Source organism: Microbacterium hydrocarbonoxydans (assembly GCF_000956475.1).
GTDB lineage: Bacteria > Actinomycetota > Actinomycetes > Actinomycetales > Microbacteriaceae > Microbacterium > Microbacterium hydrocarbonoxydans_A.
This window is the reverse complement of sequence record NZ_JYJB01000008.1, coordinates 62,225-74,650: the sequence shown is the minus strand read 5'-3', so window position 1 is coordinate 74,650 and position 12,426 is coordinate 62,225. Positions and strand designations below refer to the sequence as shown.

The window sequence follows — 12,426 nt, the reverse complement described above, 5'->3', positions numbered from 1 at the left end:
TGGATTTCCCAATAGATTCGGACGGCACGTTGCGACCCAGGTCGGCGGGCGGATTGCTGATCGGCGCGATGCGCCCCGAGTCCTGAGGGGGACCCGACGATGCTGTCACGACGGACGAAGAGGAGTGCGCTCCTGAGGATGCTGCTCGCCGGGACGGGTTCTTTGGCCCTCGCACTCACGGGTGCAGTGTCTGCCGCTGCCGAGGAGACGCCCACCGCCACGATCTCGGGACACGTCACGCGGGAAGACGGCGGGGCGCCGGTGGGAAGCGTGACGGTCTTCGTCAACAGCACCGACTTCGCCCATAACGGCACGGACATCACCGACGCGAACGGCGACTACTCCGTGGCGGGCCTCGAGCCCGGACAGTACACCGTCCGCTTCTCCACAGAGCCGACCGGAACCGGTCTCATCTCGGAATTCTGGGACGGCGCCATGACGGGTGACACCGCCCAGCTGATCACGGTCACGGGCGGAGAGACGTTCTCCGGCATCGACGCCAGCCTGCAAGAAGGCGGCGTGATCACCGGACGGGTCACCCGCGAGAGTGACGGGTCGGCGGTCAGTTGGGCGAGGGTCTCGGCGATGCCGGACTCGCTCGTGGGAGGTCAACGAATGGCGTTCACCGACCCTGACGGCTTCTACCGCATCACAGGGCTCGCACCGGGCAACTACGTCATCGGCTTCGACGGCCCTGACGCTTCTCTGTCGGACGAGTACTGGGACGGTGCGCATCAGCAGTGGGCTGCCACGCGCGTCACCGTGGCGGCCGGACACGAGAGCTCCGGCATCGACGCCTCATTGGTCGCATCGGTGAACATCTCCGGCCACGTGACGACGTCGCCTGACGGAGCCGCCGCTGTCGGTTCTGTGTGGGTACAAGGCGACTCGGGCGCCTCGACAGCACCGATCGGTGCTGACGGCGCGTACTCGCTGGACGTCGCCCCCGGAACCTACACGGTGCAGTTCGTGAGCTACGATCCGAGGGCCTTCTCCGAGTACTGGCAGAACGCGCGCGATGAGGCTGATGCGACTCCGGTCATGGTGCTCGCTGGACAGCCATTGACGTTGAACGCGGAACTCGAACGCGGCACGGCGATTTCGGGGAGCGTGCTCGCCGGGGGTGTTCCTCTTGGAGATGCGATCGTCGAGGCGTGGTCTGAAGGACAGCTCGTCGGAATGGCCTATGCGAACGGCGAAGGCGCCTATGAGCTCGTGCTCCCGGCAGGTTCCTACATGGTCAGCGCGCGGGGTGAAACCTATAACCCGATCTACGCGACTCAGTTCTACGACGCGGCGGACACGATCTCGGAGGCGACTCCCGTGGATCTCGGTTCCGACGCGGACACCACTGGCATCGACTTCGATCTGTCTCGAGGCGGAGACATTCGAGGAGTGGTGGCGGCGGAAGGTGCAGATCTTCCTGACGGGGGAGTTGCCGTGACTGCCTACCTGTGGAGCAATGGCTCGTGGCGCGCCGCGGCGACCGTCTATACGGACGGCGAGTACGGGTTCGGCAACATGGATCCGGCATTCCCGACCGAGGGCGGCCCGCTGCCCGCGGGCACCTACACGATCGGCGTCGAGGCGGAAGGCTTCTGCACCCAGTTCCTCGGGGAGGTAAGCGAGATCGGTGATGCAGAGTCCGTCGACCTTGCTGCCGGCGACGTGCTCCATGGTGTCGACGTGACTCTCACGACCGACTGCCCGGCTCCGACGCCTCGCATCTCTGTCGCCGCTGGTTCGGTGACCGCTGGAGGCGAGATCGCCGTGACCGGCGCGAACTTCACACCCGGCGAGGTCGTCGCATTCGAGCTGCATTCGGACCCGATCGCGCTCGGCTCCCTCATCGCTGACGGTGACGGAAGGCTGAGCGGGTCTCTGCGCATCCCCGCCACGGTGCCCGCCGGTTCGCACACGCTCGTCGCGCTCGGCGCGGAGTCCGCCATCGAGGCGAGCATCGCGTTGCAGGTCACGGCAGCGACGGGTACGGGAAGCGGGTCCGGATCCGCGTCGACTCCGCCTTCTCGGGGTGCGGCGGCCACCGGACTTGCGAGCACCGGGGCTGAGGCCCCTGGCGGCATCCTGGTCGCCGGTCTCTTCCTCGCGCTGTGCGGAGGGGTGCTGCTGCGTCGTCGGGCTGCGAAGGCATGACGCCTGAGTGAACAGGTCTTGTGACGAAGTGCGCTCGGCGGAGTAACGCATGTGCGCCGGACGCAGCCGTGAGGGCTTTCGGGAGATCCGCGCCGAAGAGGCAGCTCTTCTGGAGCGCCTTCTCGCCAGGGAGTTCCCTGGCAGTGCCGAGCTCCGGGAGCAGCTTCGGACGATCACGCTCGCGGAGATCGATGCTGATGGGAGCCTCCGACTCTCCACGCGCTCATCGGTGCGCGCTGCGGTCGGCCGGCGAATCCCCGTCGAGGCAAGTTACGTCGATCGAGACCGGGTACGGGTGCATCTGCTCCTGCACGTGGTGGACGGCTACCTCGACGAGCTCGAGGTCTTGCGAGAGGATTCAGGGCCAATCATGAGCAGACCGGCCGATCAGGCTGAGCTGGACTTCGATCAGGCCTGAGCCAGCATCCGCTCGATGACTCGGGCGACCCCGTCGTCGTCGTTCGATGCGGCGACCTCGTCGGCGGCGTCGAGCACGACGTCGGCGGAACCTGACATCGCGACGCCGTGGCCCGCCCAGCGCAGCATCTCGACGTCATTGAGGGCGTCACCGAACGCGACGACGTCGGACTGTGAGACGCCCAGGTGCTCGCACAGTCGCGCGAGGCCCGTGGCCTTCGTCACGCCCTCCGCCATCACCTCGACGAACGGAGCACCCGACAGCGTCGCTTCGAAGCCTGCCAGCTCGAGCTCTTGCAGCCTCTCGAAGAGGACGGTAGGTGCGAGCTCGGGATGCCGGATCACGAGCTTGAGTGTCGGTGCCGCCAGCACGTCGTCGATCGGCACGCCGCCCATGGAGTGCGGATGGCGCTTGTGGTCGGCATAGTCGGCGATCTCGGCGTACCCGTGTTCGGCGACGAAGGTCTCTCCGCCCTCCCGCACGCTGGCGAACAGGAGCCCCGGGATGCTGGCGCGCAGCGCCTCGGCGAGAGCGCGGATGGTCTCGGGTGGCAGTTCTTCGGCGAACAGCAGCCGTCCATCGAAGAGATTCGTGGCGTACGCGCCGTTGCCGCAGAGGGCCCAATCGGTGAAGCCGGCCTCGGCGGCGATCGCGCGCAGGCCGATCGGCTGGCGCGCCGTCACGGGGACGACGTGGACGCCATGGGCGCGGGCGGCGTCGAGAGCTCGGCGGGTACGGGGGGTCACGGCGGATGCCGAGTCGAGAAGCGTGCCGTCGAGATCGGTGGCGATCAGGCGCATTTCGTCTCGCTTCGCTCGCTCAATGACCGGACCCTTCGACAGGCTCAGGGACCCAGGTACGGCTCAGGGATCCGCGCGGGGGATCAGGAGAAGATCATGGGGAGATCGTCGTCCTCGGCGGAGCCGCCGAAGTCGAGATCGACCACCACGGGCACGTGGTCGCTGGGCTGCTCGCCCTTGCGCTCGTTCCGGTGGATCGACGCGCCGGTGACGGCATCTGCGAAGGTCTTCGAACCGAGGATGAAATCGATGCGGATGCCCTCGTTGCGCGGGAACTTCAGCCTCTGGTAGTCCCAGTAGGTGTACCCCTCGGGAAGCAGCGGACGAACGACGTCGCTGACTCCGGCATCCGCCAGCGCGAAGAACGCGGCGCGCTCGGGCGGCGACACATGCGTCGAGCGGCCGACGACGATGTCGGGGTCGCCGTTGTCGGCGTCGAACGGGATGATGTTGAAGTCGCCGACCAGCGCGAGCGGCAGCTCGGGGTTGGCCGAGAGCTCGGCGGCGGTGGACTTCTTCAGCTCTTCGAGCCAGTGCAGCTTGTAGGCGAGGTGCGGATCGTCGAGCGAGCGGCCGTTGGGCACGTACAGGCTCCAGATCCGGACCCCGTCGACCATCACGCCGAGCGCACGGGCCTCCTGCGGAGCATCCGGCCCCTCGTGACCCTTCGCGAAACCGGGCATGCCCGCGAACGCGGTCTGCACGTCGGTGATGGGAAGCCGGCTCGCGATCGCGACGCCGTTCCACTGATTGAATCCGTGCACCTCGACGTGGTACCCGGCCTCTTCGAACGGCCCGTACGGGAACTGCTCGGGCTTGCACTTGATCTCCTGCATCGCCAGCACGTCGATGTCTTCACGGACGGCGAACTCGACGGTGCGGGTGACGCGGGTGCGGATGGAGTTGACGTTCCAGGTGGCCAAGCGCATGAGACCAGCCTAGTTGCGGGGTCGGACAGCGGATGCCGGGGCCGGCGCGAGCACGTGCCTCGGAAGTGTGCGCATCCCTCGGTCGAATCCGGTGAATTCAACCGAGGGAAGCGTACTTCTCCGAGTGGGGCGCCCCACGAAGACCGGCGCCCCTCGGGCTCAGACCCGCGCCGCCTGCTGCGCCTTCTTCTCGCGCCGCAGGCCGTGCAGCAGCGGCTCGGTGTAGCCGCTGGGCTGCGACGCACCCTCGACGATCAGGCGGCGGGCCGCGGTGAACGCGATGCCGGGCTGCTCGCCCTCGCCGAACGCCAGCGGCTCGTAGTTCTCATCTCCCGCGTTCTGCTCGTCCACGACCACGGCGAGACGCCGCAGGCTGTCGTCGATCTGCTCCTCGGTGATCACGCCGTGCTGCAGCCAGTTGGCCAGCAGCTGGCTCGAGATGCGCAGCGTCGCGCGGTCTTCCATGAGGCCCACGCCGTTGATGTCGGGCACCTTCGAGACGCCGATGCCCTGGTCGATCCAGCGCACCACGTACCCGAGGATCGACTGCACGTTGTTGTCGATCTCCTCCGCCACGACCTCGGGCGTGAGGTCGCCCTCGCCGGCCAGCGGCGGAACGAGCAGCGCGTCGAGCGCGTCGTCGCCGACGGGCGCGAGCGTCGCGCGCACCGCGAACGGGTCGACCTGGTGGTAGTGCAGGGCGTGCAGCGTCGCGGCCGTGGGGGAGGGGACCCAGGCGGTGGATGCTCCGGACTGGGGATGCGCGATCTTCTTCTGCAGCATGTCGTGCATGAGGTCGGGCTCGGCCCACATGCCCTTGCCGATCTGGGCATGCCCGTCGAGGCCGCACGCGACGCCGATCGCGACGTTGCGGTCTTCGTAGGCCTTCATGAACGGCTGCTGCTTGATCGCGGCCTTCGGCAGGAACGGACCCGCGTGCAGCGAGGTGTGGATCTCGTCGCCGGTGCGATCGAGGAATCCCGTGTTGATGAAGACCACCCGGTCGGATGCCGCGGCGATCGCGGCTGCGAGGTTCGCCGAGGTGCGGCGCTCCTCGTCCATGATGCCGACCTTCATGGTGCGCTCGGGGAGCCCCAGCAGCTGCTCGACGCGGCCGAACAGCTCGGCGGCGAACGCGACCTCCTCTGGTCCGTGCATCTTGGGCTTGACGATGTACATCGACCCCGTGCGCGAGTTGCGGCCGGCGTTCGGACCCTCGAGCTCGGGGAGCGACCCGAGAGCCGTCATGATCGCGTCGAGGATGCCCTCGAAGATCGGCTCGCCCTCGCGGTCGAGCACCGCGTCGGTGCGCATCAGATGGCCGACGTTGCGGACGAAGAGCAGTGCACGTCCGGGAAGGGTGATCTCTGATCCGTCTGCGCTTGTGTAGGTGCGGTCCGCCGCGAGGGTGCGCGTGAACGTGCGCCCGCCCTTGGTCACCGTCTCACTGAGCGTGCCGTCCATGAAGCCGCGCCAGTTGCGGTATCCGAGCGCCTTGTCATCGCCGTCGACGGCCGCGACGGAGTCCTCCAGGTCGAGGATCGCGGTGACCGCGGACTCGAGGATGATGTCCTGCACGCCGGCAGCATCCGTCTTCCCGATCCGGCCGTCGCGATCGATCACGATCTCGGCGTGCAGGCCGTTGTGCACGAGCAGCACGGCGGTGGGAGCATCCGCCGCTCCGGTGTAGCCGACGAACCCCGAGGTATCGCGCAGGCGGCGCTCGCCGCCCGCGGTGTCGACGATGAGCCCATCGGCGTCGATCCGATAGCCGGTGGCGTCGCGGTGCGACCCCTCGGCGAGAGGGGCGATCTCGTCGAGCAGCTCTCGACCCCAGACCACGACCTCGGCCGCGCGGGTGAAGTTGAACTCCTTGCCAGGGGCGAGCTCGCCCTCCTGGCTGATCGCGTCGGTGCCGTAGAGGGCGTCGTACAGCGAGCCCCATCGGGCATTCGCGGCGTTGATCGCGAACCGTGCGTTCAGCAGCGGCACGACCAGCTGCGGTCCGGCCATGGTCGCAAGCTCCGCGTCGACGTTCTCGGTCGTGACGGCGACGTGCTCGGGTACAGGCGCGAGGTATCCGATCTCGGTGAGGAGGGCGCGATAGGCGTCCTTGTCGGGGACGCCGGGATTCGCGCGGTGGAAGTCGTCGATGCGCTGCTGCAGCTCATCGCGGGTGCGCAGCAGGGCGGCGTTGCGGGGCACCAGGTCGTGGATCAGCGCGCTCGCCCCGGCCCAGAACGCCTCTGCGTCACGGCCGGAATCGGCCAGCGCCGACTCGGCGAACTCGACGATGGGCTCGGCGACCGAGAGGTCGGCACGGGAGAGATACGAGGTCATGATTCCAGTCCTTCTACTCGAGCGCCGAGGCGCTTCAGGGTCTCGAGTGCGATCTCGATGTCTTGGGCGGGGCTGCCGCCTGCGACGCCGAGGCCGCCGACGCAGGTCTCGCCGAAGAAGATCGGCACGCCTCCGTCGATCGTCGTGAGCGCGCCCCCTGTGCCCAGGGGAAGTGCGGTGGTCAGCGCTTCGGGGATGAGGCCGGTGCGACGGCGGGTGGATGCCGAGGTGGCGGCCTTGCGCTTGCTCGTCTCGGCGCTGTGCGGCGTCGCGCCATCGGCCATGCCGTAGGCGATCAGGGTCATCGACGGGTCGGCGACCGAGACGACGGCCTTCACGCCGGAGGTCTCGCCGACCTCCATGGCGATCGAGACGGCGCGGACGGCCGTCTCGTAGGTGATCGCGACCGTCTGGCGGTGGGTAGACATCGGCGTCTCCTCCCTGTTCTGACTATTCATCATGCGAATAAGTGATTTCGCATGATGGAATACTACGACATGAAGGCGGATGTTGTCCAGGACGTGGACGGGGAATCCGGCATCCGCTGCTTCTACACTGGTCAGCGTGACCGCACTCGACGCAGACCGCCAGGCCCTTCTCGATCTCATCAAGGACGAGGCGGTGTTCCACGGCGACTTCACGCTCTCCAGCGGCAAGAAGGCGACGTACTACGTCGACATGCGCAAGCTCACCCTCGACCATCGGGCAGCTCCCGCCATCGGCCGCATCATGCTCGACCTGATCGCAGACCTCGATGTCGTCGCCGTCGGCGGACTGACTCTCGGCGCCGACCCGATCGCGAACTCGGTGCTGCACGCCTCGGTCGCCGCCGGCACGCCGCTGGATGCCTTCGTCGTGCGCAAGGAGCCGAAGGACCACGGGCGCGGCCGCCAGATCGAAGGCGCCGACGTCAAGGGCAAGCGCGTCGTCGTGCTCGAAGACACCTCGACCACCGGGCAGTCGGCGCTCAAGGCGGTGGAGGCGCTGCGCAAGGAAGGCGCCGAGATAGTCGCCGTCGCCGTGATCGTCGACCGCAAGACCGGGGCGCAGGCCGCGATCGAGGCCGAGGGCCTCGAGTGGCGTGCCGCGTTCGACCTCGACGACCTGGGGCTCGACCCGCAGTGATGCGCCTCGCCCTCGCCGTCGACGTCGGCGGCACCAAGATGGAGGCCGCGCTCGTCGGCGAGGACGGCGCGCTCGTGCGCGGGAGTCGCAGTCGCCGGGAGACGGGACGGGAGGCGACCCCCGCGTCGCTCGATGACGCGATCGCGGCCGTGGTCGCCCACGCTCTCTCCCGCCTCCCCGAAGACGCCGAGCTCGTCGGCGCCGGCATCGGCAGCGCAGGTCCCATCGACCGGAACTCCGGCCAGATCCTCCCCGTGAACATGCCGGCAGCGCGCGGGTACGCACTCGCGGATGCCGTGCGCAGGACCGCATCCGGGATTCTCGGCCGTGAGCTGCCGACGGTGTTCGGCCACGACGGCGGTGCGCTCGCGCTCGCCGAGTCCTGGCTCGGCGCCACGAAGGGCGCGCGCTCCTCGCTCGCGATCGTCGTGTCGACGGGGGTGGGCGGCGGTTTCGTGGTGAACGGCGCCTACATCTCTGGCGCCTCGGGCAACGCCGGTCACCTCGGCCAGGTCCGCCGGGAGGGCGGGCTGACGCTCGAGGAGATCGCCTCGGGGCCTGCGAGCGCCGCGTGGGCGCGGCAGCAGGGGTGGGCGGGTTCCACGGGTGAAGACCTGGCGAAGGATGCCGCAGCCGGCGTCGCCGTCGCCCGCGCGGCGATCGAGCGGTCGGCGAAGGCGGTCGGCGAAGCGCTGGCGGATGCCGCGACGCTCGTCGACCTCGACACGGTGGCGATCGGCGGCGGATTCTCGCGGGTGTCGGCCGACTACATCGACCTCGTGCAGCAGGCGCTCACGGCGAGCGCCGCGCACGAGTACTCGCGGCGGACGCGCGTGGTGCGCTCTGGTCTCGGCGATGAAGGGCCGCTCATCGGGGCGGCCGCGTTCGTTCTGCGCTGACCCTGAACGGGTGACGCACCGCGAACACTGTCAGAACCGGCACGGCCGCGCACAGCCCTGCTGACACGAGCAAAGTCGCGCTCGACGCGGGATCGCGGCCGATCAGCAGCACCAGAGCGGGCACGAAGGTGCCGCCGAGGGCGCCGCAGGCGACCAGGGCGCCGGTGACCGCCGCGCTCTGCGCGGTGTCCAGCGGATCGAGCGCGAGGCCGACGATGAGGCCGTAGCTGGGGGCGAGCAGAGCGACCGATGCCGCGAGCGCGATGAGCGCCCCGATCGGCGCCGCGGCGACGAGGAGTCCTGCGGATCCCATCAGCACGGCGGCGCCCGTCGTGCCCCCGGCGAGGATGGCGATCGGGGGCACGCTTCGCCTGCGGAGTCCCGCGGCCCCGAACCGTCCGAGCGCCATCAGCGTCCAGAACGCCGTCGTGCCGAGAGCAGCGGTCGCAGGAGAGAGGAGGAGTGCGCGCTCGGGGATGACGGCCGACCAGCCGGACAGGACGGTCTCGACCCCGACGTAGAGCGGCAATGCCACGGCGAACGGCGCCAGTGATGCCAGAACCCCGAGCTTCCTGGGAAGAGGCGCGGCGGCCTCTCGGCGTTCGGTCCGCGCGATCGCGAGGAGCAGGATCGTCGTGAGCGGAACCGCCGCGAGAGCGCTCAGCACGGGCAGGGCGCCGGCTCCGGCCGACACTGCAAGCGGAGTGATCGCCGCGCTCACGGCCACCGTCCCGGTGAGCGCGCTCAGCACTCCCGTGGCGCTGCCAGTCGCCACGTCTTTCGCAGTAACAGAGCCTGAGGCCTCAACCAGGCCGAATCCCGTTCCCGCGATGGCGGCCGCGACGAAGAAGAGCGCGGCGGTGTCAGCGCATGCTCCGGCCACGAGTGCGACGGCCTGTAGTGCGCTGCCGATGATCAGGGTCGTGCGAGCGGGGTGCCGGAGGATCAGGGGGCCGGAGAGCAGGACTCCGACCAGTAGCCCGGCGAACAGGGCGGGGACGGCCGGGCTCAGATCGGCGCCGATGCTCGCTTCCGCCGCGGGCAGGACCGCCGGCACGAACGATGCGGTGACGCCCAGGCTCGCGAACGCCGCGAACAAGCCGGTGAGGGCATGGCGGCGCGAACGGCTCACGCGCCCGAAGCTCGCACGTGGTGGACGGCGGCGAAGGTGTCTCGGAGCGCCTCCATGGACCGGTCGTAGTTGGACTGCGCGACGCCGATGAAGATGCAGTCCACGACCATCAGCTGGGCGATTCGGCTGCCGAGCGCGCCGGAGCGGAAGCCCGTCTCCCTGGCCGCGGTCGTGAGGACGATGTCGGCCTGACCGGCCAGCGGAGCGCCGGAGTGGTTCGTGATCGCGATCGTCGTGGCGCCGGAGTGCCGCGCCAGCATGAGGAACTCGATCGTGTCGGTGGTCGCACCGCTGTGCGACACCGCGATGGCCACGTTGCCCGGCTGGAGTGTGGCGGCAGAAGTCCACGCCGCGTGCGGGTCCGACCATTCGAGCGCGGTCCTGCCGATGCGGGTCAGCTTGCGCTGCAGGTCGAGGCCCACGATCGAACTCGCGCCCACGCCGAAGATGTCGACGCGGCTCGCGGCGGTGATGGCGTCGACCGATGCCCTGAGCGCGTCGGTGTCGAGGACCTTCGCGGTGTCGGCGAGGGACAGGGTCTCGGCGAGCGAGACCTTGGCGACGATATCGGCCAGGGTGTCGTTGCGGTCGATGTCGCCCGAGACGTCGGGCAGGGCCGCGGTGTCGAAGGTCTCGCGCTCGACGTCGCGGAGGACGTGGTTGCGCAGCTCGCGCACGTGGTCGTATCCCAGCCGCTTGCAGAAGCGGACGACAGAGGTCGTCGACGTGCCGCATCGCTGCGCGAGCTCGGCGACCGAGTACCCGGCGGTGGTCGCGGGGTCTGCGAGGAACAGGTCGGCGATGCGCTGTTCGCTGGGGCGGAGCTCGGGGCGTATCGCGCGCATGCGGACGAGGACGGGGTGGGCGCCGGCGTCGTCGCGGGCGGCTTCGTAGGGCATGGGCAGTCTCCGATCGCTGATCACACAGTAGAGGAATTTTTGTTACATGAGAAGCGAACTTGGTGTACTTTTGGTACTCACCAAGACCGATGATGTTCGCGGGGCGACAACAGCGATCAGCTGACCCGACGTCGAAGCGATGCATCCCCAAGCCTGGAGGAATCAGCAATGAGCACAGCACGGCGGGCGTCCTTCGGCGCCCTCACTGCGACAGGAGTCGCCCTGGCCCTCGTCATCACCGGCTGTTCGGCCCCGTCGTCGAAGCCTGCGCAGTCGGACGGTGCGGCCGCCGGAGGCGACCTCGTCATCGGCGTCACCAGTGATCCGGACACCCTGTTCCCCTGGAAGGCCACGCAGTTCCAGGCCGTGAACGTCCTGCAGAACATCTACGGCACCCTCACCGAGTTCGATGAGGACCTCAACGTCGTCCCCGGGCTCGCCGAGTCGTGGGATGTCTCGGAAGACGGCCTCACCGTGACCTTCCACCTCCGCGACGGCGTCACCTTCGCCGACGGCAGCACCTTCGGCTCCGAGGACGTGAAGTACTCTCTCGACGCGATCGCGGCGGAGGCGACGGCTGCGGTCGCACGCAGCTCGCTCGCATCCGTGGCCGGCGTCGAGGCGACCGACGAGAAGACCGTCACCGTGACCCTGAAGACCCCGGACGCCGCGCTGCCGGCGAACCTCGCCGTGATCAACATGGCCATGCTCTCCTCGGACGACACCGAGGAGGGCCTGAACACCACCCCGAACGGCACCGGTCCGTTCGTGATGGAAGACCGCACGCCCAGCCAGTCGCTCACCCTCGCGAAGAACAACGACTACTGGGGAGACGCCGCGCTCCTGGACACGGTCGAGTTCCGGGTGATCCCCGACGAATCCTCCATCGTCTCGGCGATGCAGTCCGGCAACGTGCAGCTGGCCGTGTTCGACGACCCGCTCGTCGCGCAGACCGCCGAGGGCGCGAACGTGACGGTGGCGACGACCCCGCAGCTGAGCTACCACGCGCTTCAGCTCAACGCCACGCACGGCGACCTCGCCGACGTGAACGTTCGTCTCGCGATCCAGTGCGCGATCGACCGTCAGGAGGTGCTCGACACCGCCGCACTCGGCGAAGGTGAAGTCACCGGTCCGATCACCTCGCCGGCGTACAAGTCCGACCCCGACGCCCGTCCGTGCCCCGAGCGCGACCTCGACAAGGCAGCCGACTACCTCGACAAGGCTGGCAAGTCCGACGGAGTGACCATCAAGGCCATCGTCTCGCAGGGCGAGTACGCGACATCGGTCAACGAAGCGCAGAACCTCAAGGCGCAGCTCGCCGACGCGAAGATCACGCTCGAACTCGAGGTGCTCGAGTCCGGAGCGTTCGTCGACCGCTGGATCGCCGCCGACTTCGACGCCGCCGTCGCCCTCAACGGCGGACGCCCCGATCCCGACGGCATGTACGGCCGCTACTTCACCAGCACCGGCAACCTGAACAAGGTCGCGGGGTACTCGTCGCCCGAGCTCGACGCCCTGTTCGCGGAGGGACGTCAGACCGCCGACCCCGAGAAGCGCAAGGAGATCTACGCGCAGGTCTCCGAGAACCTCGAGGACAACGCGGCGTGGATCTGGCTGTTCACCAGCTACACCTACACGGCCACGGCGTCGACCGTCGACGGCTTCGTCCCGATGGCGAACGGCTCGCTGCAGTACCTGCGGACGACCTCCATCAAGTAAGCAGTGCGACG

The 12,426-nt window shown here is 68.7% G+C and carries 11 protein-coding genes; 5 read left to right on the top strand and 6 right to left on the bottom strand.

The annotated features are described in order from the left end of the window. The first annotated feature begins 186 nt into the window (after window positions 1–186). Together RS84_RS07085 and RS84_RS07080 are read left to right on the top strand one after the other, a co-directional pair. Complete coding sequence (locus RS84_RS07085) at window positions 187–2,154, top strand: collagen binding domain-containing protein (RefSeq protein WP_160298167.1); 1,968 nt, start codon at window positions 187–189, stop codon at window positions 2,152–2,154. 49 nt (window positions 2,155–2,203) lie between these two features. Beyond that, window positions 2,204–2,572, top strand: coding sequence for a DUF6984 family protein (locus tag RS84_RS07080; protein WP_045257092.1), 369 nt, complete (start codon window positions 2,204–2,206; stop codon window positions 2,570–2,572). On the opposite strand, the gene RS84_RS07075 is transcribed toward RS84_RS07080, so the two are convergent. The 4 genes from RS84_RS07075 to RS84_RS07060 all read right to left on the bottom strand — a co-directional run bounded on the left by RS84_RS07075 (window position 2,563) and on the right by RS84_RS07060 (window position 7,069). After that, on the bottom strand, window positions 2,563–3,372 hold the full coding sequence (locus RS84_RS07075) for a Cof-type HAD-IIB family hydrolase (RefSeq protein ID WP_045257091.1): 810 nt from the start codon (window positions 3,370–3,372) through the stop codon (window positions 2,563–2,565). The two genes, RS84_RS07080 and RS84_RS07075, sit on opposite strands and share 10 nt — an antisense overlap. Before the next feature lie 83 nt (window positions 3,373–3,455). Next, complete coding sequence (locus tag RS84_RS07070; protein ID WP_045257090.1) at window positions 3,456–4,301, bottom strand: exodeoxyribonuclease III; 846 nt, start codon at window positions 4,299–4,301, stop codon at window positions 3,456–3,458. A 159-nt stretch (window positions 4,302–4,460) separates the two neighbouring features. Then, complete coding sequence (locus tag RS84_RS07065) at window positions 4,461–6,641, bottom strand: malate synthase G (protein ID WP_045257089.1); 2,181 nt, start codon at window positions 6,639–6,641, stop codon at window positions 4,461–4,463. Next, window positions 6,638–7,069, bottom strand: a complete 432-nt coding sequence (locus tag RS84_RS07060; protein WP_045257088.1) for a GlcG/HbpS family heme-binding protein — start codon at window positions 7,067–7,069, stop codon at window positions 6,638–6,640. Before RS84_RS07060 ends, RS84_RS07065 begins: the two co-directional genes overlap by 4 nt. 136 nt (window positions 7,070–7,205) lie before the next feature. Here RS84_RS07060 and pyrE point away from each other — a divergent pair, with 136 nt between their 5' ends. Both pyrE and RS84_RS07050 read left to right on the top strand, forming a co-directional pair. Continuing rightward, window positions 7,206–7,766, top strand: coding sequence for an orotate phosphoribosyltransferase (gene pyrE / locus RS84_RS07055; protein WP_045257087.1), 561 nt, complete (start codon window positions 7,206–7,208; stop codon window positions 7,764–7,766). Then, window positions 7,766–8,665 carry an ROK family protein gene (locus tag RS84_RS07050; RefSeq protein ID WP_045257086.1) on the top strand — a complete coding sequence of 300 codons (900 nt, stop codon included), beginning with the start codon at window positions 7,766–7,768 and terminating at the stop codon, window positions 8,663–8,665. Before pyrE ends, RS84_RS07050 begins: the two co-directional genes overlap by 1 nt. Here the strand turns inward: RS84_RS07050 and RS84_RS07045 are convergent. Further along, window positions 8,634–9,797, bottom strand: coding sequence for an MFS transporter (locus tag RS84_RS07045; RefSeq protein WP_045257085.1), 1,164 nt, complete (start codon window positions 9,795–9,797; stop codon window positions 8,634–8,636). The two genes, RS84_RS07050 and RS84_RS07045, sit on opposite strands and share 32 nt — an antisense overlap. Beyond that, complete coding sequence (locus RS84_RS07040) at window positions 9,794–10,696, bottom strand: MurR/RpiR family transcriptional regulator (protein WP_045257084.1); 903 nt, start codon at window positions 10,694–10,696, stop codon at window positions 9,794–9,796. Before RS84_RS07040 ends, RS84_RS07045 begins: the two co-directional genes overlap by 4 nt. Window positions 10,697–10,864: 168 nt before the next feature. Between RS84_RS07040 and RS84_RS07035 the strand changes: the two genes are divergently transcribed. Beyond that, the gene (locus RS84_RS07035) at window positions 10,865–12,415 is read left to right on the top strand and encodes an ABC transporter substrate-binding protein (RefSeq protein ID WP_045257083.1); all 1,551 of its coding nucleotides are present in this window, start codon (window positions 10,865–10,867) and stop codon (window positions 12,413–12,415) included. The last annotated feature ends 11 nt before the right edge of the window (window positions 12,416–12,426 follow it).